The sequence below is a fragment of the Limnohabitans sp. Jir61 genome, from assembly GCF_003063545.1.
GTDB lineage: Bacteria > Pseudomonadota > Gammaproteobacteria > Burkholderiales > Burkholderiaceae_C > Limnohabitans.
Genome location: NZ_NESD01000001.1, coordinates 108053 through 128780, shown reverse-complemented (window position 1 = coordinate 128780; position 20728 = coordinate 108053). Strand labels below are relative to the sequence as shown.

Annotated in this window: 18 protein-coding genes; 4 read left to right on the top strand and 14 right to left on the bottom strand. The window is 55.6% G+C overall.

Annotation, left to right across the window (positions count from 1 at the left end):
* The first annotated feature begins 5 nt into the window (after positions 1-5).
* Positions 6-1283 carry a diaminopimelate decarboxylase gene (lysA, locus tag B9Z35_RS00555; protein WP_108281737.1) on the top strand — a complete coding sequence of 426 codons (1278 nt, stop codon included), beginning with the start codon at positions 6-8 and terminating at the stop codon, positions 1281-1283.
* Positions 1284-1715: 432 nt separating this feature from the next.
* Here the strand turns inward: lysA and B9Z35_RS00550 are convergent, their stop codons facing one another.
* From B9Z35_RS00550 to B9Z35_RS00540, 3 genes are all read right to left on the bottom strand, one after another.
* Positions 1716-2345, bottom strand: coding sequence for a sulfite oxidase heme-binding subunit YedZ (locus B9Z35_RS00550; RefSeq protein WP_108281736.1), 630 nt, complete (start codon positions 2343-2345; stop codon positions 1716-1718).
* 13 nt (positions 2346-2358) lie between these two features.
* The gene (msrP, locus tag B9Z35_RS00545) at positions 2359-3381 is read right to left on the bottom strand and encodes a protein-methionine-sulfoxide reductase catalytic subunit MsrP (protein WP_108281735.1); all 1023 of its coding nucleotides are present in this window, start codon (positions 3379-3381) and stop codon (positions 2359-2361) included.
* Between the two features lie 141 nt (positions 3382-3522).
* Positions 3523-4179, bottom strand: coding sequence for a cytochrome c (locus B9Z35_RS00540; RefSeq protein WP_108281734.1), 657 nt, complete (start codon positions 4177-4179; stop codon positions 3523-3525).
* 228 nt (positions 4180-4407) lie between these two features.
* Between B9Z35_RS00540 and yihA the strand changes: the two genes are divergently transcribed.
* Complete coding sequence (yihA, locus tag B9Z35_RS00535; RefSeq protein ID WP_108282750.1) at positions 4408-5010, top strand: ribosome biogenesis GTP-binding protein YihA/YsxC; 603 nt, start codon at positions 4408-4410, stop codon at positions 5008-5010.
* A gap of 49 nt (positions 5011-5059) precedes the next feature.
* Here the strand turns inward: yihA and B9Z35_RS00530 are convergent, their stop codons facing one another.
* A complete protein-coding gene (locus B9Z35_RS00530; RefSeq protein ID WP_108281733.1) occupies positions 5060-5926 on the bottom strand; it encodes a lysophospholipid acyltransferase family protein in 867 nt (288 codons plus the stop codon).
* A gap of 3 nt (positions 5927-5929) precedes the next feature.
* Positions 5930-6796 (bottom strand): lysophospholipid acyltransferase family protein, encoded by an 867-nt coding sequence (locus B9Z35_RS00525; protein WP_108281732.1) that lies wholly within the window; start codon positions 6794-6796, stop codon positions 5930-5932.
* 194 nt (positions 6797-6990) lie between these two features.
* On the opposite strand from B9Z35_RS00525, the gene metK reads away from it, so the two are divergent.
* Complete coding sequence (gene metK / locus B9Z35_RS00520; protein ID WP_108281731.1) at positions 6991-8172, top strand: methionine adenosyltransferase; 1182 nt, start codon at positions 6991-6993, stop codon at positions 8170-8172.
* Between the two features lie 186 nt (positions 8173-8358).
* Here metK and B9Z35_RS00515 read toward each other — a convergent pair whose 3' ends face one another.
* The 4 genes from B9Z35_RS00515 to B9Z35_RS00500 form a co-directional block, all read right to left on the bottom strand.
* Positions 8359-9765 carry an efflux transporter outer membrane subunit gene (locus tag B9Z35_RS00515; protein WP_158268098.1) on the bottom strand — a complete coding sequence of 469 codons (1407 nt, stop codon included), beginning with the start codon at positions 9763-9765 and terminating at the stop codon, positions 8359-8361.
* Positions 9758-12892, bottom strand: coding sequence for an efflux RND transporter permease subunit (locus tag B9Z35_RS00510; protein ID WP_108281729.1), 3135 nt, complete (start codon positions 12890-12892; stop codon positions 9758-9760). Before B9Z35_RS00510 ends, B9Z35_RS00515 begins: the two co-directional genes overlap by 8 nt.
* A 12-nt stretch (positions 12893-12904) precedes the next feature.
* A complete protein-coding gene (locus tag B9Z35_RS00505) occupies positions 12905-14029 on the bottom strand; it encodes an efflux RND transporter periplasmic adaptor subunit (RefSeq protein ID WP_108282749.1) in 1125 nt (374 codons plus the stop codon).
* A gap of 167 nt (positions 14030-14196) precedes the next feature.
* Positions 14197-16011, bottom strand: a complete 1815-nt coding sequence (locus tag B9Z35_RS00500; protein WP_108281728.1) for an ABC transporter ATP-binding protein/permease — start codon at positions 16009-16011, stop codon at positions 14197-14199.
* Positions 16012-16049: 38 nt separating this feature from the next.
* Here B9Z35_RS00500 and B9Z35_RS00495 point away from each other — a divergent pair, with 38 nt between their 5' ends.
* A complete protein-coding gene (locus B9Z35_RS00495; protein WP_108281727.1) occupies positions 16050-16460 on the top strand; it encodes an acyl-CoA thioesterase in 411 nt (136 codons plus the stop codon).
* Between the two features lie 3 nt (positions 16461-16463).
* Here the strand turns inward: B9Z35_RS00495 and B9Z35_RS00490 are convergent, their stop codons facing one another.
* Genes B9Z35_RS00490 through B9Z35_RS00470 form a run of 5 tightly spaced genes read right to left on the bottom strand, consistent with a single transcriptional unit; the run spans position 16464 to position 20717 of the window.
* A complete protein-coding gene (locus tag B9Z35_RS00490; protein ID WP_108281726.1) occupies positions 16464-16946 on the bottom strand; it encodes a thioesterase family protein in 483 nt (160 codons plus the stop codon).
* A 12-nt stretch (positions 16947-16958) separates the two neighbouring features.
* Positions 16959-17723 (bottom strand): enoyl-CoA hydratase, encoded by a 765-nt coding sequence (locus tag B9Z35_RS00485; RefSeq protein WP_108281725.1) that lies wholly within the window; start codon positions 17721-17723, stop codon positions 16959-16961.
* Positions 17724-17734: 11 nt separating this feature from the next.
* Entirely contained in the window at positions 17735-18187 is a 453-nt protein-coding gene (locus B9Z35_RS00480) for a DUF2147 domain-containing protein (RefSeq protein ID WP_108281724.1), read from the bottom strand.
* Between the two features lie 35 nt (positions 18188-18222).
* Positions 18223-20019, bottom strand: coding sequence for an acyl-CoA dehydrogenase C-terminal domain-containing protein (locus tag B9Z35_RS00475; RefSeq protein ID WP_108281723.1), 1797 nt, complete (start codon positions 20017-20019; stop codon positions 18223-18225).
* Positions 20020-20030: 11 nt separating this feature from the next.
* Positions 20031-20717 (bottom strand): TetR/AcrR family transcriptional regulator, encoded by a 687-nt coding sequence (locus B9Z35_RS00470; protein WP_108281722.1) that lies wholly within the window; start codon positions 20715-20717, stop codon positions 20031-20033.
* Positions 20718-20728: the final 11 nt, after the last annotated feature.

Below are 20728 nucleotides of genomic sequence, written 5' to 3'. Positions count from 1 at the left end.
GTCTGATGACACACACCACGCTTGCCGGTGCGCCCTTTGTGGCCACACAGAACAACGATTTGTATTTGGAAGGCGTCAAACTGGCCGACCTCGCACACGCTCACGGCACACCCTTGTTTGTGTATTCCAAAGCCGCCATGCTAAGCGCACTTGCGGCCTACCAACGCGGCTTTGCAGGCCGCAACGCACGCATTTGCTATGCCATGAAGGCCAACTCATCACTCGCTGTATTGCAAGTGTTTGCGCAAGCAGGTTGCGGCTTTGACATCGTGTCGGGCGGCGAGCTAGACCGTGTGATCGCGGCGGGTGGCGATGTTTCAAAAGTCATCTTCTCCGGCGTGGGCAAAACACGCGCCGAAATGCGCAAGGCGTTGGAAGTGGGCATCGCCTGCTTCAACGTGGAGAGCGAAGCCGAGCTGGAAGTGTTGAGCGACGTGGCACAAAGCATGGGCAAACGTGCACCCATCAGCATTCGCGTCAACCCCAACGTAGACGCTAAAACGCACCCCTACATCTCCACCGGACTCAAAGGTAACAAATTTGGCGTGGCGCACGAACGCGCCTTGGCCACCTACCAACGCGCCGCCAGCTTGCCCGGACTTCAAGTCACAGGTATTGACTGCCACATCGGTTCGCAAATCACCGAGTCCACGCCCTACCTCGATGCGATGGATCGCGTGTTGGACCTCGTGCAAGCCATCGAAGCCGCAGGCATTGCCATTCACCACATCGACTTTGGCGGCGGCTTGGGCATCAACTACAACGGTGACACGCCGCCTGCTGCAGACGAGCTGTGGGCGCAACTGCTGGCCAAGCTGGATGCACGCGGCTACGGCCAACGCCAGCTGATGATTGAGCCTGGTCGTTCACTTGTAGGCAATGCAGGCGTGTGTTTGACCGAAGTACTGTACTTGAAGCCTGGCGAGCAAAAGAACTTTTGCATCGTCGATGCGGCGATGAACGACCTGCCTCGCCCTGCGATGTACGAAGCCTTTCACCAAATCGTACCTGTGTCTGCACGCTCAGGTGATGCAGTGACGTATGACGTGGTGGGCCCTGTGTGCGAGAGCGGCGACTGGTTGGGCCGTGACCGTCAACTCACCGTGCAGTCGGGTGACTTGTTGGCTGTGCTGTCCACCGGTGCTTATTGCGTGGCGATGTCTAGCAACTACAACACACGTGGCCGCGCGGCTGAGATTTTGGTCGACGGCACTCAGGCGCATGTGATTCGTCGTCGTGAGACGGTGGCGGATCAGATAGCTTGCGAGTCGTTGGTTCGCTGAGTCTTTTATCTCCCCACTTTCAAAGCGAGCTCTTGGGCTCGCTTTTTCTTTTGCGACTGTTTGTACGTTCGTGTGTTCGTGTGTTCGTGTGTTCGTGTGTTCGTGTGTTCGTGTGGGCTCTTTCGCTCCGCCACGACGATCAGCCAGCACCTGCCATGGCTCCCATCGCTGCGCGACGAATGTCGCCAAGTCAGGCACTGACAGCTCGCCGTGGCTTCGGGCTTATCTACACGGTGGATCAACTTCTTTGACGGCACTCGTTAGCTTTATGAACGGCGCAAGCTAAATTCAACATGAGTCATTGCACTTAAATGCAAACAAATTCGGCCTGAATCGATTCACAACCAACACCCCGATGTGGCTACGGGTGTGCGGCCCCTGACGATTTCTGGTACTCCAGCATGAAGAAGCGGCCGCACACCCGTAGCCACATCAGCGAGTGAAGCCACCCGAGCTAAACAAACGGCGCCACAAAGAAGAGTGAACAACACGCCAAGCGAGCAACACAAGCAAAACCGAGGCATAAACAAACACCTCAGCAAAGTTGCTCTTCCCCGCCCGCATCCAAAAAAAGTGCAACACCGCTAGCAGCGCAACCACATACACAAGCCGATGCAACCACTGCCAACGTTTGGCACCTAGCCAACGAATGGAGCGGTTGAATGAAGTCAACGCCAAAGGTGTGAGCAGCACAAACGCACTAAAGCCCACCAAGATGAATGGGCGCTTAGCGATATCAGCCGCAATATCGCCCCACTCAAAGCCCATGTCGAGCCAGCTGTAGCAAAGTAAATGCAACACGACATAAAAGTAGGTGAACAAGCCCAGCATGCGCCGCAGCTTGGCGAGTTCGGGCAAGCCAAACATCACACGCAACGGAGTGACAGCCAAGGTGACGCACAACAGGCGCAACGTCCAGTCCCCCGTGGCGCGAATCAAATACTCAGCGGGATTTGCCCCTAAAGCGTCGTTCGCAGCACCCCACACCAACCAAGCAAAGGGCAAGCTGCACAAGAGCCACAGCACAGACTTAGCGCTGCGGTGTTTCAGGGCTTGGCGCAATACGGATGGCACCTCAATAAAACTTACTCAGGTCCATGCCTGTGTAGAGCTGACCCACTTGGGCTTCGTAGCCGTTGAACATGAGAGTCTTTCGCTTCTTGGCAAACAAGCCGTCTTCGCCAATGCGACGCTCGGTGGCTTGGCTCCAGCGCGGGTGGCTGACGTTCGGGTTCACGTTGGAATAAAAACCGTACTCTTGCGGGGCTGAGCGGCCCCATGAGTTGATGGGTTGCTTCTCCACAAAGCGGATCTTCACCAAGCTCTTGGCGCTTTTGAAGCCGTATTTCCATGGCACTACCAAGCGCACAGGTGCGCCGTTTTGATTGGGAAGCACTTCGCCGTACATACCAAAGCTCAGCAGCGTGAGGGGGTGCATGGCCTCGTCCATGCGCAGGCCTTCGACGTAGGGCCAATCGAGCACGCGCGAGCGCACACCGGGCATGGTTTTGGGATCGGCTTGGGTGATGAACTCCACATACTTGGCGCTGCCCAAAGGCTCCACGCGCTTGATGAGTTCAGCCAACGAATAACCCACCCACGGCACCACCATCGACCAGCCTTCCACGCAACGCAAACGATAAATACGCTCTTCCATAGGGCTAAGTTTGAGCAGGTCGTCTAAGTCAAAACGTGCAGGCTTCTTAACAAGCCCCTCCACCTCGACCGTCCACGGTTTGGTTTGCAGCGTGTGAGCGTATTTGGCAGGGTCTGATTTATCCGTGCCGAATTCGTAGAAGTTGTTGTAGCTGCTCGCGTCAGCGTAGGTGGTGATTTTTTCCATCGTGTTGGCACCACTGACACGGCTCACTGCGCCTGTCAACGGGGCCAACTTGCCAGGGCGCACCACGACTTCGCTAGGTGTTTGTGCAAAGGCTTCACGTGAAGCCCACGCAGCCATCGACAGGCCTGCCGCACCTGCAGCTATTTGCTTGAGCCACTCGCGTCGCTCGGTATACACAGTTTGCGGCGTGATTTCGCTGCTCAGCGGATGAACAAAACCTGAGTCCGAGCTGTTTAAAAATTGATCGAAGCGCACAAGAACTTCCTTTGTATTAAAAAGTTTTCGTATTGTGAGGCAAAGTCAACATGACCACACGCCAAGCACGCAATGACCTTCACGCAGAAAACAAAAAAGCTGGCACAAGGCCAGCTTTTCAGGGGCGCGTGAAGCGATGAATTAACGCAAACCAGCGACGTAGTCCGCCACGGCTTTGATTTCACGGTCGTTGAGCTTTGCAGCCACACCGCTCATTTGAGCGCTGTTACCGCGGCCCACGCTAGGTTGGCCTGCGCCACGGTTGCCGTGTTCACGGAATGATGTCAACTGAGCCATGGTGTAGTCGGCGTGTTGGCCGGCCAAGCGTGGGTATTGGGCTGGAATGCCAGCACCTGTGGGGTTGTGGCAACCGGCGCAAGCAGCGATTTGGCGGTCGGCCACGCCACCGCGGTAGATGCGCTCGCCCAACACCACCAAGTCTTTTTCTTTGGCGAAGTTAGCAGCCGATGTTTTGGTGCCCAACCATGCGGCCACGTTCTTCATATCGGCATCAGACAAACCTGCAGCCATGCCCATCATGATGGGGTTGGTACGCTTGCCAGATTTGAACTCTTGCAATTGCTTGACCAAGTAGTCTGGGTGTTGTTGCGCCAGCTTAGGGTAAGCAGGAACACCAGAATTGCCCTCTGCACCGTGGCAAGCAGCGCAAATGGTGTTGTAGGTGGCTTCACCTTTGGCCAAATCGGCCTTGGCAGCAGGCGCTGCTGGCTCAGCAGCGTGAGAAAGGGCGGGGGCCACCAAGGCGGCGGCGATCAACAAGGAGGCAATCAGCTTCATAAGTATTCTTTGGTTAAGGGGTCTCAAAGACGTCGAAAAACTGCGGTGATTCTACAATGCCGTATGAACCAGCCTGACCCACATGACACCCAAGCCCCTATTGACAACCCTGAGGTGCCCGAAATTGCGGTCTTGAACGCTGAATTTGAGGCCCAACGAGAAGCCGATCGTGCTGCTGCCAAAGCCGCTTTCGAACTGTTAAGTCCCGCCGACCAAGCCAAATATGCCATGGGATGGCTGCACACCGCGCGGTTTTTAACCACTGCGGCCCAGTTGCACCACCTGCCCACCTACGATTTGCCCGAAATTGCGTTTGTGGGTCGCTCGAACGCCGGTAAATCGACCTGTATCAACGTGCTGACGCAACAAAAGCGCTTGGCCTATGCATCCAAAACACCAGGCCGCACGCAACACATCAACTTGTTTGCAATGGGCCGCCAAGGCAAGACAGACGCTGTTCTGGCAGACTTGCCAGGCTACGGCTACGCCGCTGTGCCTAAGCAAGACAAGATTCGCTGGCAACAAGTGATGGCAAACTACTTGCTCACCCGCCCCAACCTGCGCGCCGTGGTGCTGATGTGTGACCCCCGTCATGGCCTGACAGAACTCGACGAAATTTTGTTGGATGTGATTCGCCCACGCGTGGAAGAAGGTTTGAAGTTTTTGGTCTTGCTCACCAAGGCTGACAAGCTGAACAAAACCGATGGCGCTAAGGCGCTGCAAATCACCAAGCTGCAAGCTGGCGGCGGTGAAGTGCGATTGTTCTCGGCACTGAAAAAACAAGGCGTGGATGAGGTGGCTGCCACCTTGTACAAGTGGATGCACCCTTAATTGAACGGGACGCTTGACCTTATTTGGTGAGGCGTTTCAATCAGCCGAGTTAGTAAACCTCTGCTGCGCCCGGTGGGCGTGTCTTGAAACGCTTGTGCACCCAAAAATATTGAGCGGGCATGGTGCTGATGAACACCTCTAAGCGCTGGTTCATGGTCGCCGTGTCAGCCTCGGCATCGTCCGTGGGGAAATCTGCCCACGCGGGATGCACCACCACTTCGTAGCCCGTCTCTGTCATGCGTGTGATGACGGGAACCACACGTGCACGGCCCAGCTTGGCAAAGCGCGAGAGCGAAGGCACAGTAGCTGCCGGCTCGCCATAAAACGGCACAAAAATAGACTCGCTCGGCCCAAAGTTCATGTCGGGCAACAAGTACAGCAATTCGTTTTGACGTAGAGCGGCCACGATGGGCTTGACGCCATCCTCGCGGCGAAACAAGCGCACATGGCCAAAACGTTGACGCCCCTTGGCCACCCATGCATCCACAACAGCATTGGACTGGGGCGTGAAGATGGTGGTGAAGTACAAAGGCAGGTTCATGGTGAGCGCTGTCCAGCCCACATCCAAGCCCATGAAATGCGGCGCAAACAACACGGTCGGCGTTGCGTCAGATAACGCCGCCACTGCCCCCGACAGTTGCACGCGCGACTGAACGCAAGCGGCACTGCGATGCCACAACCAGCTGCGGTCAAGCCATGCTTGGGCGAAATGCACAAAAGTTTGTCGCATCAGTGCATCACGCTCGGCATCGTTCAAATGCGGGAAGCACACGCGCAAATTGGTTTGCACCACACGGCGGCGAGAAGGAATCAACACAAACAACAATGCGCCCAAACCAGCACCCAGCGCACGCAACCATGACAAAGGCAAATAACCCAAAGCACGCAGCAGTAGCAAACCCAACTTGCTAAACATTACTTAGCCCTCTGCACGCGGCTGCTTGTCACGCGCGTAACCCCACAGGTATTGACCTGGGGCATCCAACACCATGCGCTCCACACCACGGTTCACCGCAGCAGCAGCCAGCTCTGGAGACACCGTTGTGTCTTTCATTTCGGGCGCCTCAAAGGGTCGCATGTGCATGCAAAAGCCTTGGCCTGCAGGTAAGCGTTCGCACCACGTCATGATGACTTGTGCGCCTGTTTGTTGTGCCAGCTTCGCCAACAAAGTCATGGTGTACACATCACGACCAAAAAATGGCGCCCACACACCTTGGCCCAAGGGTGGCACTTGGTCAGGCAATATGGCTGTATAGCCTCCATTGCGCAAAGCGCGAATGAGCGTGCGCACGCCTGCCAAGGAGGTAGGTGCTGAATCTAAATAAGGACGAGTGCGGGCATTGGCCACCAATGGCTCAAGCCATGCTTTGCGTGCGGGGCGAAACAACGCGACCATGGGTCCATAACTAGGGCCAAACTTTTCAGCAATGGCTTGTGCGCCAATTTCCCAAGAACCCAAATGGGGAGACATGATGATCGCGCCCTTGCCGGCTTGCATCGCAGCTTCAAAGTGTTCAGCGCCATCCCATTTCATCAAGCCATCGAGCTTGGCCTCATGCGGGCGCATCCATACCCAAGGCAATTCAGCCACCATCGCGCCAATGGCTGCCACTGCTGGACGTGCATCACGCCAAGTAACGCCGGCAGCCTGCACATTGGCTTTGAAATTACGTCTGTAACTGGGCGACAACCACCACACCAGCCAACCCAAGGCAGCACCTAACCGCTGCATCAAAGGCAGAGGCATGCGAGCCAAAAAATGGAAAGTGCGGGTGATGGAAGACATGAACTTTTTGATGACTTTGATAAATCCACTAGAATTCAGATTGTCGCCGAGTTAAAGAACTACTTGCAGGGCGACAAGACACTTAGGTGTGCAGGCTAAGAGCAATCTGGGCCACTCTGCTAAAGCGTTCGCTGGGCTCCAAGTTTTCAGGGTCGGCAACGCCGAACAACCCATTGAAAACAAGGAGCTTTTTTATGTCTAGCAATTACCTCTTCACTTCTGAATCCGTTTCAGAAGGCCACCCAGACAAAGTGGCAGACCAAATCTCTGACGCGATTTTGGACGCGATCTTTGAACAAGACCCACGTAGCCGCGTTGCCGCCGAAACCCTGACCAACACAGGTTTGGTTGTGCTGGCTGGCGAGATCACCACCAACGCACACGTGGATTACATCCAAGTTGCACGCGACACCATCAAGCGCATCGGCTACGACAACACCGACTACGGCATCGACTACAAAGGTTGCGCTGTCATGGTTTGCTACGACAAGCAATCCAACGACATCGCCCAAGGCGTGGACCACGCGTCTGACGACCACCTCAACATCGGCGCCGGCGACCAAGGCCTGATGTTTGGCTACGCTTGCAGCGAAACACCAGAGTTGATGCCCGCTCCCATCTATTACGCCCACCGTTTGGTCGAGCGCCAAGCGCAATTGCGCAAAGACGGCCGCTTGCCTTTCTTGCGTCCTGACGCCAAGAGCCAAGTGACGATGCGCTACGTCGACGGCAAGCCTCACAGCATTGACACCGTGGTGCTGTCCACCCAACACAGCCCAGACCAAAGCGAGTCAGCCACCAAGATGAAGGCCAGCTTTAACGAAGCCATCATCGAAGAGCTGATCAAGCCCGTGTTGCCCAAAGAGTGGTTGCAAGACACCAAGTATTTGATCAACCCCACAGGTCGTTTCGTCATCGGCGGCCCACAAGGCGATTGCGGTTTGACTGGCCGCAAGATCATTGTGGACACCTACGGCGGTGCATGCCCTCACGGCGGTGGCGCTTTCTCAGGCAAAGACCCATCTAAAGTAGACCGCTCTGCTGCTTACGCTGCACGCTACGTGGCTAAAAATATCGTGGCCGCAGGCTTGGCCACACAGTGTCAAGTGCAAGTGGCATACGCCATCGGCGTGGCGCGCCCCATGAACATCACCGTGAACACGGCTGGTACTGGCGTGATCTCTGACGACAAGTTGTCCGCATTGGTGGCTGAGCACTTTGACTTGCGCCCCAAAGGCATCATTCAAATGCTCGATTTGCTGCGTCCGATCTACAGCAAGACAGCAGCTTACGGTCACTTTGGCCGTGAAGAGCCAGAATTCACTTGGGAGAAGACTGACAAAGCAGCCGCTTTGAAAGCGGCTGCGGGTCTGTAAGACCCAAGCGAAGCGCATTTGTCTGTCTTCGGGCGAAGCTCATATCGCTTGCGATGTGAGCGGAGACCAGAAGTCGTTTTAAAGGGCTTCTCGTTTTTGACGGGAGGCCCTTTTTTGTTTGCTTCTTCGTTTCTAGGGGACTCGAGTTGGGGTGCGCCACCCAAACTTCGCTGCAACGTCAAAGGGTCAGACTTCTCCCCCACCCAATGCTTTGTACAACTGAGCTGTAGTCCCCAACAGCTGACGCAACACCTGCACACGCGACTGCTGGGCGGCCATGACATCGCGTTGCGCATCGAGCAAATCAAACTGATTCGCAGCACCTTGCTCGTAACGCACTTCCATCACACGCAAGCGCTGTTGCTGACTCTGTACCCAACTTGTTTGCGATGCCAGCTGCTGCTGCAAAGTGTCGCGCGCCACCAGCAAGTCAGCTACTTCGCGAAACGCTTGTTGCAAAGCCTTTTCATACGCAGCGACAGATTGCACTTTGCGTGCTTCTGCAATATCTAAGTTACCCGTGGTTCGCCCCCAATCAAACAACGGCATTTGCAACGTTGGAAGAAAGCTCCAGCTTCGCGAGCCAGGGTCAAACAAGCCATTCATGCTCGTGCTCGCCGAACCGGACGCACCCGTGAGCTGCAAACGCGGTAAGAACGCCGCGCGCGCCACGCCGATATTGGCGTTTGCAGCCATCAAACGTAGCTCCGCTGCGCGCACATCGGGTCGTCGCAGCAATACATCGGACGACAAATTAGCGCCCCAAGTCAGCGACAGCTTTTGCGCATCCAGCGCCACTGCTGCAGGCAAATCAGCGGGCAAACGACCGCCGACAAGCAAGGTCAACGCATGGCGCGCTTGCTGCAATGCTCGGTCCGTGGTGAGTTGATCGCTCTGAGCAGCCGACAAGGCCGTTTGGGCTGCGGCGACATCCACATCACTCGCCGCTCCTAACTCTTGTTTACGAAGCGTCAAATCAAACAACTGCTGACGTCCCTGTGCTATTTGGCGAGTCCACTGGCTTCGCAAATCTAAGTCTTGGACCAAGTAATAACCATTGGCCACATCACTGATCAAGCCCAAACGAACCACGCGTTGGTCTTCGGCGCTAGCTTGGTAGTTGGATTTGGCAGCTTGCGTCAAATCCGCCACACGGCCCCAAAAATCCACCTCAAACGAAACCAGGTTCACATTGGCGTCATAGCGGTTGATGCGAATAGGCGTTGGACTGACGTTACCCACCCCTGCAGGTGTCAATGACCCCGTACGCCCCAACGACATCGTGGCACTAGGCAACTGATCAGCTTGTTGCACGCCCCACATAGCTCGCACTTCTTCCATGCGTCCTATTGCGATGCGCAAATCGTGGTTGCGCTCTAGTGCAATTCGAATAAGACCACGCAAATGCTCATCGGTGTAAAGCGTCTCCCAAGGAATATCTTGCAGCTGTGACGTATCAGATGCACCAGCTGCCACAGTCCAGCTCTTCTCCAAGCCCGCGTCTGGACGCTTGTAGGTTGGTGCCAAACTGCACGCACTCAATGCGGCAGCAGCAACCAACGTCAGCACTGAAAAACGAATGCGATCAGTCATGGTGGGCTCCTTGCTCTGCATCAAGGTGCTTAGGCTTGCCCGGGAAATAACGCCGCACCACCACAAAAAATACCGGTACCAAAAACACAGCCAAAACCGTGGCACCCAACATACCGCCAGCCACGCCCGTGCCAATTGCTTGGCGACTCTTTGCGCCCGCACCGCTAGAAATAGCCAAGGGCATCACACCCAAGATGAACGCAATCGACGTCATCAAAATCGGGCGAAACCGCATGCGACAAGCCTCGAGCGTGGCGTCTAGCACACTGTGCCCTCGGTCATTCAAATCGCGTGCAAACTCGATGATCAAGATCGCGTTCTTAGAAGCCAAGCCGATGATGGCGATCATGCCCACCTTGAAAAACACATCGTTGGGCAAGCCACGCAACAGCACAGCCAGCACTGCGCCAAACACACCAAGAGGAACCACCAACATCACCGCAAATGGAATCGACCAGCTTTCATACAAAGCAGCCAACGCCAAGAACACCACCACCACCGACACAGCAAAAAGTGCAGGCGCTTGGTTGCCAGACAAACGCTCCTCTAAAGATGTCGAAGACCATTCATAGCCCAAGCCAGGCGGCAATTTGGCAGCCAACTCTTCCATCGCCGCCATGGCCTCGCCTGAACTGCGACCAGGCGCTGGCGAACCTGAAAGCTTGGTCGAAGGCAAACCGTTGTAACGGTCCACCCTTGGCAAGCCTACGACCCAACGGGTCTTCGCAAACTCCCCCAAACTCACCATCTCGCCTCGGGTGTTGCGCACAGGCAGGCGCAAAATGGTTTGTGGGTTGCTACGCAAATCACCCTCGGCTTGCATTTGCACACGCAAGATGCGGCCATCACGCACAAAGTCGTTCACATAAGACACGCCCAGAGTCGATTGCAAAGTGTCGTTCAAGCTACCTAAATCGACAGACAACGCACGCGCCTTAGCACGATCAATGTCTAGCAAAATTTGTGGTGCAGGCTCTTGCCCTTCTGGACGCACGCCCGCCAATGCCGGATGGCTCGCCGCCATGCCCAACATCATGTTGCGTGCATCCATCAAGCGCTCTCGTCCCACGCCAGCGCGGTCTTGCAGACGGAAGTCAAAACCCCCTACAGCCCCCAACTCAGGAATAGGGGGCACGTTCACAGCTAAAGCAAACGCTTGCTTGAGTGAGAACAAATACATGTTGGCGCGTTGAATCACGGCCTGCGCAGAGTGCTCTGCTGTTTTGCGCACATCCCAGTCTTTGAGCTTCACAAACACCAATGCAGCATTTTGTCCACGGCCAAAGAACGAGTAGCCCAACACACCAATTACATGCTCGACCTCGGGCTGTTTCAAAAAGTACTGCTCTGCATTGCTCACCACGTCACGGGTGCGCTCCGTTGAAGCGCCCGGTGGCAGCTGCACCATGCTGATGAAATAGCCTTGGTCTTCATCGGGTAAAAAGCTGCCTGGCAAACGTGCAAAAAGCCAAGCTGTCGCGATACAAATCGCCACAAACACAGCCAGCCAGCGCGTGGGGCGCTTGATGATTTTTTCCACGCGCTCGGCATAACGTCCGCTGATGCGTGTGAAATAACGGTTAAACCAACCGAGCAAGCCCGTCTCTGTTGGCGCATGACCTTTTTCAATCGGCTGCAACAAAGTGGCGCACATGGCGGGTGTGAGCGTGATCGCCATCAACGCAGACAACAACATGGTCAATACCAAAGTGACAGAGAACTGGCGATAAATCACGCCCACCGACCCACCAAAAAATGCCATGGGTACAAACACCGCGCACAACACCAAGGTGATGCCGATGATGGCCGCAATGATTTGGTCCATTGCTTTGCGTGTGGCGTCACGCGGCGACAGGCCTTCTTGGCTCATGAGACGTTCGACGTTTTCAACCACAACAATCGCATCGTCCACCACGATACCGATGGCCAACACCATCGCAAACAAGGTGAGAACGTTGACGGAATAGCCCAACAAGAACAAGCCAGTGAAGGTGCCCAGCAAAGCCACGGGCACCACCACCGCTGGAATAAGCGTCGCGCGCAAATTTCCCAAAAACAACCACATGACCAGGAACACCAACACCATGGCTTCGAACAAGGTGTGCACCACTTCGGAGATGGAGATTTCTACAAAACGTGAGGTGTCATAAGGTACGTCCCAACCCACGCCTTGAGGGAAGTAGCGCTCCAACTCTTTCATGCGCTGCTTGACGGCCTGCGCCACTTCCAAGGCATTGCCATCAGGCGCCACGCGTACCGCAATCGCGGCTGAAGATGCGCCATCCGTTCGGGCCAAAATGTCGTAACTCTGTGCACCGAGTTCAATGCGCGCCACATCTTTGAGCCGAACAGCAGAACCATCAGTCTGAGTCTTCACCAAAATTTCGCCAAACTCCTCGGGTCGATTCAGTCGGCTGCGCACGACCACCACCGCGTTGAGTTGCTGACCTGCAGGCGCTGGGTTTTGCCCCATTTCACCGGTAGCCAGTTGTACGTTTTGCGCACGCACCGCTGCAGCCACATCACTTGGCGCAATACCATAGGCGTGCAGTTTTTCGGGTTTGAGCCAAATACGCATGGAGTATTCGGTACCAAACAAAATAGCCTCGCCCACACCGCGCACGCGACGGATTTGATCCAACACGTTAGCTGCCGCGTAGCTACCCAAAGCCACCGCATCTTTGCTTTTATCGGGCGAGGTCAACACCACAAACAGCAAATAGTTGCGCTGTGGTTTGGTTACAGGCACACCGAGACGACGGACATCATCTGGCAAACGTGCCTCGACGCGCTTGTAGCGGTTTTGTGCTTCCACTGAGGCAATGTCAACGTTGGTACCCGCCTCGAACGTGAGAGTCAAAGTACCCACGCCCAGCTCAGACGAGGACTCCATGTAGAGCAAATGCTCAATCCCGTTCATCTCTTGCTCAATCAGCGCGGTAACGGTTTGCTCGACCACCTCAGCAGATGCGCCGGGGTAGGTGATGTTGAAGGCAATTGAAGGCTGCGCCACTTGCGGGTATTGCGACACTGGCATCTTGCGCAACGACAAGGCACCAGCCAACACCAAAACAATGGCGATGACCCATGCAAAAACAGGGCGGTCAATGAAAAATTTGGCGAACATAACGTGTCGCCCTTATTGCGAAGCAGCCGGTGCAGCTGGGTTGGCAGGGTCCACTGGCTTAACGGTTGCGCCAGGTTTGGCTTTTTGTATGCCGTCCACCACGATACGCGTCCCCTCGGCCAAACCACCCGTCACCACCCATTTGTCGCCGCTCATGGGTCCGATCTGAATCGGCACAGGCGCAACTTTGTTTTCGGGCGTGACTGACAACACATAGGCGCCGTTGGAATTCATCTGCACCGCTCGCTGCGGCACTGTGATGGCTTGCTCCATGCGCGCTTGCGAAATACGCACACGCACAAAGCTACCGGGCAAAAGCTCGCGCTGTGGGTTGGCAAACTCAGCACGCAAGAACACATTGCCCGTGTTGACATCCACGGTTTGCTCTGACACCAACAGCTTGCCTGTTTGGCCATAGACAGACCCATCCGACAAAAGCAGTTGAACCTTGAGGTTATCGCCTGCTTTGACCTTGCCTTGTTTGATCTCTTGACGCAAGCTAAACAACTCGTTTTCGCTTTGGCTGAAGTTCACATAGATCGGGTCCATCTGATCAACATTGACCAAAGGTGTGGCATCGCCTCGTCCCACCAACGTGCCCTCGGTCACCAAGGCGTGGCCTACACGGCCATTGATGGGCGAAGTGATCATGGCGTTTTCGTAGTCGATGCTGGCTTTGGCCAACATGGCTTTGGCTTGTTTGGCGCGGGTCACGGCGCCCTCGTACTCTTGTTGGCTCACACCGCGAACCTCCAGCAAGGCTTGATAACGTTGCAGCAATTGCTCGGCGGCCTGCGCATCAGCGCGCGCGGCATCAGCGCTCGCGCGATACGCACGAGGGTCAATCTGAAACAAAGGCGCACCAGCTTTGATCTCAGCCCCTTCTTTGAACAAGATGCGATCCACCACACCCTCCACACGCGCACGCACTTGTGCGGTACGAACGGCTTGCAAGCGTCCGGACAAATCAGTGGTCAATTCGACCGGGCTAGAAGCCACCGTCATCACATTGACCTCGGCGGGTGGCGGGCCTCCAGCACCTGCTGGCGGCTTGCCGTCTGAGGAAGGGCCGCAGGCCACAAGACTGGCCAGAGCCAGCGTACAAATTGCGAGGTTGTGAAAACGCGTGGGGAACATGAAGAGACCTTTTGCAAACACCGAAATAGACTGCTGAACAAGCAGCCCATTGAATTCTGAGAGGGAGTGCACCTATTGTGCCGCCCATAGGTAAAGGCTGTGTAAAAGGGGCTTAAAGACCAAGCGAGGTACAGGACGACCTTGACTCATCCAATCAATCGGATAAATCAGTTCTCAGATGATTGCTGCAAAGCCCACATCTGCGCATAGCGTCCATTCATGTTCAAAAGCGCCGCGTGATTGCCACGCTCCACGATGCGTCCCGCATCGAGCACCAAAATCTCATGCGCCTCCACCACGGTAGACAAGCGGTGCGCAATCACCAACGTCGTTTTGTTCTGCGCCGCACTTTGCAACTCGGCTTGAATCGCCCGCTCATTGGCACTATCCAAAGCGGAAGTGGCCTCATCAAAAATCACAATCGGCGGGTTCTTCAGCAAGGTTCGGGCAATCGCCACACGTTGCTTCTCACCGCCAGACAATTTCAAACCACGCTCACCCACCATCGTGTCGTAGCCCTTGGGCGTGGCTGAGATGAAGTCGTGAATGTGCGCGGCCTTTGCGGCTTGTTCCACCTCGGCCTTAGTCGCATCCGTGCGGCCATACGCAATGTTGTAGCGCACGGTGTCGTTGAACAACACGGTGTCTTGCGGCACGATGCCCATGGCGCGGCGCACACTGCCTTGCGTGACTTGGCGAATATCTTGGCCGTCGATGGTGATCGCACCACTGCCCACGTCGTAAAAACGAAACAGTAAACGCGCTAGGGTGGACTTGCCCGAACCTGAAGGCCCAACCACCGCTACCGTTTTACCCGCAGGAATTTCAAAGCTGATGCCATGCAAGATGGGCCGCGTGGCTTCATACGCAAACACCACAGACTCAAACTTCACCGTGGGTGAACCACTCAGCTGCAAGGTAGGCGCGTTGGGCGCATCGGCCACTTCGCGCTCTTTCTCAAGCAAGGAGAACATGCGGTCCAAGTCGGTCAGGCTTTGTTTGATCTCGCGGTACAGCACGCCCAAGAAGTTCAATGGGATGTAGAGCTGAATCATGAAGGCGTTGATCATCACCAAGTCGCCCAAAGTCATACGACCGTCGACCACGCCTTGTGTCGCACGCCACAACATGCCCACCAAAGCCACCGCAATAATGAGCTGCTGGCCCGTGTTGAGCAACGACAACGAGGTTTGCGCTTTCAGACGTGCAAGCCGCAAGGCCTCTAGGCTTTTGTCATAGCGCGCGGCTTCAAAGGCTTCGTTGTTGAAGTACTTCACCGTTTCGTAGTTGAGCAACGAGTCCACCGCTTTGGTGTGAGCCGCTGAATCAAACTCGTTCGCTTGGCGACGGTACTGAGTGCGCCACTCGGTCACACTGATGGTGAACACGATGTAAAGCGCCAGCGCAGCAAGCGTGATGCCCGCAAACCACACATCAAACTTCACCGCCAAGATGCTGAGCACCAAAGCCACTTCAATCAACGTGGGTACGACGCTGTAGAGCGAATACGAAATGAGCGACTCAATGCCGCGCACGCCGCGCTCGATGTCGCGCGTCATGCCACCCGTTTGACGTTCTAGGTGAAAACGCAAGCTCAGACCATGTAAGTGCTGGAATGTTTCAAGCGCGATCTGGCGTGCTGCACCTTGCGTGGCTTTGGCAAATACCAACTCACGCAGCTCGGTGAAGGCCGACACCGACAAACGCAATACGCCGTACACCACCAGCAACGACACGGGCACGACGATGACGGCCATCGGGTCATTCGGCTTGAACGACATGGCATCGATCAACTCTTTGAGCAGCAAGGGAACGCTCACGTTGGCCAGCTTGGCCCCCACCATGAAGCTCAAGGCCGCAACCACGCGCCACTTGTACTGCCACAGGTACGGAAAGAGACGTTTGAGCGTTTCGCTATCGGGGCGCTGCTTGGGTGGCTGCCCAGCAGGTGTGGGCGCAGAAGAATGGGCGTGATGACGCATGTTGCACAATGCCAAAAAGTAATTCTTCGATTGTGCCTATGTCTATCACTCAAAACCCTCACGCCGTCCCCTTGCCTACTGACCAAGAGCTGGTATTGAAGGTCATCCCCATGCCCGCCGACTGCAACCAAAACGGCGACATCTTTGGTGGCTGGGTCATGGCACAGGTCGACTTGGCAGGTGCTGTACTGCCGGCGCGTTACGTGAAAGGCCGCATGGCCACCGTGGCCGTGAATGAATTCATTTTCAAACACCCAGTCAAGGTGGGCGACATCTTGAGTTTTTTCTCGCGCGTGCAACGCATTGGCAACACCTCCATCAGCGTTAAAGTGGAAGTGTTTGCCGAACGTTTCAGTTCGCAGGGTGAGTACATGAAGGTGACCGAAGCCACGCTGACCTACGTGGCCATCGATGAAACGGGCAAGCCCCGCGTCATCCCCAAAGACTAGACATCAAGACACGATGTAGGCCCCCGTGCCTGTGGACATCAGCGTGCCATCCGGCCCGCGAAACTCCATACGCGAAGTACCCACACGCGTACCAACACGCAAAGCATGGGCATGAATGGTGAAGTACTCGCCAATTCCGGGGCGCAAATAATCCACCCGCAAATCAATCGTGCCCAGCTTGGCAAAGCGCTCTAGACGCTCTGCAGGTGGTTCTTTCATGTGCTTGGCAGCCAAACACGCCATCACAGCCGCGCTGCCTATTGCATCGAGCACCGCGCTGATCACGCCGCCATGAATGCGGTTGTAGGCGTAGTGCCCCACAAGCTCTGGGCGCATATCGATACGAGCCACGACTTCGTCGGGTGTCACGCTCACCAGCTTCAAACCCAGCGTTTTGTTGAACACGATTTTCTCTTCGTAGATGTCACGAAAACCCTCAAGGTAATCCGCTTCAAACACGACTTGGCTGGCTGTTGTTTGCATCATGCCGAGGGCCTGTCAGAGCTTTGAGAAATCAGGCTTGCGTTTTTCCATGAACGCGCCAAATGCTTCTTTGGCAGCAGGCTCTGTGAGCATGCGGCCAAACGAAGCCGCTTCTTCGTTCATTTGTTTTTGCACCAGTGCGGCGTGTCCCGCTTTCATCAATCGTTTGGTTTCCAGCAACGAGGACAAAGGTTTGGCAGCTAGCTTGCGGGCTTGCACTTGCACATAGCTGTTCACCTCGGTGGGCGGCAATACGCGGTTGACCAAACCAATTTCCAAAGCGGCTTCAGCCATGAAAGGCTCGCCCAAGAGCAACGCCTCAGCGGCGCGGTGGTAGCCCATCATTTGTGGTGCTAGCAAGCTCGATGCAGCTTCGGGGCACACACCCAGGTTGACAAACGGCATGGCAAACGCGGCGTTGTCGCCCGCATAAACCAAGTCGCAATGGAACAACAGCGTGGTGCCGATACCCACAGCTGGGCCTGCCACAGCAGCTAAGACAGGTTTTGGAAACGCGGCGATGTTGCGCAACAAACGGAACACGGGTGCGTCTTGCGATGACGGTGGGTTGTTCAAAAAGTCGGCAATGTCGTTGCCTGCGCAAAACACCGCTTCGTGGCCTTGAAACACCAACACGCGCACATTGGCATCATGCTCGGCTTGCTCCACCGCATCTGCCAAGGTGGTGTACATGGCCGCAGTGAGCGAATTCTTTTTGTCGACGCGGTTAAACGTCAGGGTCATCACACCTGCATCGATATGGCTCAAGATTTCGGACATAGATTTCCTCGTTACTGGGCACGCAGCCAGGTTTGTGTACGGTAGAACGGGCCAATGTAGCCGCGCACTTGCAGCTTTTTGCCACCTTCTAAGGGAACCATTTTGACGGTGTATTCCTTGCCGTTTTCTGGGTCCAAAATTTTGCCGCCGTTCGCCCACAGATTTTCGCCAGAGGAGTCCGGCTTCACACCACGGATGATTTCCATGCCGATGATGTCTTTGCCTTTGCGATCGTCTTTGCAGTCGTCGCAAGTTTTCTTGGCATTGGGATCGTTGCGCAGAGACTTGACCACACGGCCGCTGAGCGCGCCGTCTTTGTCGACAATTTGAATTTCGGCTTTGGCCTCGCCCGTCTTGTCGTCAATCGAGTGCCAAGTGCCCACAGGCGTCATTTGCGCAAAGCTGCTGCCTGCGGCTAACAGGGCCAAGCCCACGATTGTTTTGAAAAAGTGTGTGTGTGTCATGGTTTGAATTTACTCGAATTAAATGACGATGCCACTCAGGCAAACACGGCCTCTGTCTCCATCAGCACAGCAGAGCCAGCACGCGCAGTGAGCATGAGCGATGCGGTTTCTGGGAACAACTTGGCAAAGTAAAAACGCGCGGTTTGCAGCTTGGCTTGGTAGAACGGGTCACGGTTGCCTTCGGCAATCTTTTGCAGGGCCACTTGCGCCATGCGCGCCCAGAAGTAACCAAACACCAAATGGCCCGCCACACGCAGGTAGTCCACGGCTGCTGCGCCCACTTCGTCTGCGTTTTCCAGGGCCTTATAGCCAATCTCACCTGTGAACTGTGTCATCTGCTGGCCCAACTTTGCCAGTGGGTTGACGAACTCAGCCATGTCCTCGTTGTCTTGCGCCTCGGCCACCAGTGCGGCAATGTGTTTGCCAAACTTCTTAAGAGATGCGCCTTGATTACCCAGCACCTTGCGACCCAACAAGTCCAAGCTTTGGATGGTGTTGGTGCCTTCGTAAATCATGTTGATGCGTGCATCGCGCACGTATTGCTCCATGCCCCACTCACGGATGAAGCCGTGACCACCAAACACTTGCATGCATGATGAGGTGGCCGTCCAAGCGTTGTCGGTGATGAAGGCTTTGACGATAGGCGTGAGCAAAGCCACTTGTTCCGCGGATTCAGCACGCACCGCTTCATCAGGGTGGTTCAGTTCGCGGTCAATCAGCAAAGCGCAGTGCAACGCCAGCGCACGACCACCCTCGGCATAGGCGCGAGCAGTCAGTAGCATCTTGCGAACATCGGGGTGCACCAAGATGCTGTCAGCGGGTTTGCTCGGGTCTTTGGGGCCCGTCAAGCTGCGCGACTGGATGCGGTCTTTGGCATAGGCCACTGCGTTTTGATAAGCCACCTCGGTCAAGCCCAAGGACTGCATGCCCACGCCAATGCGTGCCGCATTCATCATCACAAACATGGCGGCCAAGCCTTTGTTGGGCTGACCCACCATCGTGCCTACCGCGCCGTCCAACACCATCTGCGCTGTGGCGTTGCCGTGAATGCCCATCTTGTGTTCTAAGCCACCGCAGTAAATGCCGTTGCGCTCGCCAACGCTGCCATCGGCATTGACATGGAACTTGGGCACCACAAACAAGCTGATGCCTTTGCTTCCTGCAGGCGCATCGGGCAAGCGCGCCAACACCAAGTGGACGATGTTGCTCACCATGTCGTGCTCGCCGGCGCTGATGAAAATTTTGTTACCCGTGATGCGGTAGGTGCCATCGGCTTGTGGTTCTGCTTTGGTGCGCAAGAGGCCGAGGTCCGTGCCGCAATGTGGCTCGGTCAAGCACATGGTTCCTGTCCATTCGCCGCTGGTGAGCTTGGGCAGGTACAGCGCTTTTTGTGCGTCTGTGCCGTGCGCGTGCAATGCCTCATACGCGCCGTGCGTGAGGCCTGGGTACATGGTCCACGCTTGGTTGGCACTGTTGAGCATCTCGTAAAAACACTGGTTCACCACCACGGGCAAACCTTGGCCGCCGAAATCAGGATCAGCGCTCAAGGCGGGCCAGCCGCCTTGCACGTATTGGTCATATGCAGCTTTAAATCCATCGGGCGTTTTGACTTCGTGCGTGTCACGATCAAGCGTGCAGCCTTGTTCATCGCCACTTTGGTTCAGCGGAAAAATCACTTCAGACGCAAACTTACCGCCCTCTTCCAACACGGCAGCAATGGTGTCGGCATCGATGTCGACGTGTTTGGGCATTTGCTTGAAGTCATCGGTGACGTGCAGCACTTCGTGCAGCACAAATTGCATATCGCGCAGAGGTGGGGTGTAGCTAGGCATGGTGGGTCTCCTTACTTTTTGGTTGAGGGGGTGCGCTTGGCGCTTGTTTTAATGACGGGTTCAGCATCGGTCGCGCCGTAGCGCAACAAGATGTTTTCAAATCCTTTGAGGGTGCGAGCCAACGATTTGGACGAACGCAAAAAACGGGCTTCATATTGCAAAGCCAAGATGAGGCCGTGTAACTCAAACACCATTTGCTCGGCATCCATGTCCGCAGCCAAGTGCCCCTCTTCACGCGCTTGAACCACCGTGCGGTGCACCGCTGCGAGCCAAGTTTTGACCGAACTGGCCAGCGCATCGCGCACGGGACCTGGCCGGTCGTCAAACTCAGCCGCACCGCTGATGTAGAGGCAGCCCGAATCAATCTCGGCAGACGTGCGCTTGGTCCAGTTGGCAAAGAGTTGACGCAAACGAGGCAAGCCGCGTTCGACTTGCAAAATGGGCAAAAAAACTTCAGCTTCAAATCGGATGTGGTATTCACGCACCACCGAAATTTGCAGTTCTTCTCGCGACCCAAAGTGGGCAAACACGCCCGACTTGCTCATGCGTGCCACTTCGGCCAATGCACCAATGCTCAAACCCTCTAAGCCAATTTGCGTGGCAAGGCCCAAAGCTGCATCCACAATGGCGGCTTTGGTTTGCTGGCCTTTTTGATGGGCGCGGCTTTCGGTGGCTACTGTTCTGCGAGAAGCGGTCATGCGAGACTCAT

Excerpts from the sequence above, each read along its gene's own strand:
- B9Z35_RS00515 (WP_158268098.1), bottom strand. The coding sequence starts at position 9,765 with ATGACTGATCGCATTCGTTTTTCAGTGCTGACGTTGGTTGCTGCTGCC.
- B9Z35_RS00495 (WP_108281727.1), top strand. The coding sequence starts at position 16,050 with ATGTCTATCACTCAAAACCCTCACGCCGTCCCCTTGCCTACTGACCAA.
- B9Z35_RS00500 (WP_108281728.1), bottom strand. The coding sequence starts at position 16,011 with ATGCGTCATCACGCCCATTCTTCTGCGCCCACACCTGCTGGGCAGCCA.
- B9Z35_RS00505 (WP_108282749.1), bottom strand. The coding sequence starts at position 14,029 with ATGTTCCCCACGCGTTTTCACAACCTCGCAATTTGTACGCTGGCTCTG.
- B9Z35_RS00510 (WP_108281729.1), bottom strand. The coding sequence starts at position 12,892 with ATGTTCGCCAAATTTTTCATTGACCGCCCTGTTTTTGCATGGGTCATC.
- B9Z35_RS00525 (WP_108281732.1), bottom strand. The coding sequence starts at position 6,796 with ATGTCTTCCATCACCCGCACTTTCCATTTTTTGGCTCGCATGCCTCTG.
- yihA (WP_108282750.1), top strand. The coding sequence starts at position 4,408 with ATGGGATGGCTGCACACCGCGCGGTTTTTAACCACTGCGGCCCAGTTG.
- B9Z35_RS00530 (WP_108281733.1), bottom strand. The coding sequence starts at position 5,926 with ATGTTTAGCAAGTTGGGTTTGCTACTGCTGCGTGCTTTGGGTTATTTG.
- metK (WP_108281731.1), top strand. The coding sequence starts at position 6,991 with ATGTCTAGCAATTACCTCTTCACTTCTGAATCCGTTTCAGAAGGCCAC.
- B9Z35_RS00490 (WP_108281726.1), bottom strand. The coding sequence starts at position 16,946 with ATGATGCAAACAACAGCCAGCCAAGTCGTGTTTGAAGCGGATTACCTT.
- B9Z35_RS00540 (WP_108281734.1), bottom strand. The coding sequence starts at position 4,179 with ATGAAGCTGATTGCCTCCTTGTTGATCGCCGCCGCCTTGGTGGCCCCC.
- B9Z35_RS00475 (WP_108281723.1), bottom strand. The coding sequence starts at position 20,019 with ATGCCTAGCTACACCCCACCTCTGCGCGATATGCAATTTGTGCTGCAC.
- lysA (WP_108281737.1), top strand. The coding sequence starts at position 6 with ATGACACACACCACGCTTGCCGGTGCGCCCTTTGTGGCCACACAGAAC.
- B9Z35_RS00485 (WP_108281725.1), bottom strand. The coding sequence starts at position 17,723 with ATGTCCGAAATCTTGAGCCATATCGATGCAGGTGTGATGACCCTGACG.
- B9Z35_RS00470 (WP_108281722.1), bottom strand. The coding sequence starts at position 20,717 with ATGACCGCTTCTCGCAGAACAGTAGCCACCGAAAGCCGCGCCCATCAA.
- B9Z35_RS00480 (WP_108281724.1), bottom strand. The coding sequence starts at position 18,187 with ATGACACACACACACTTTTTCAAAACAATCGTGGGCTTGGCCCTGTTA.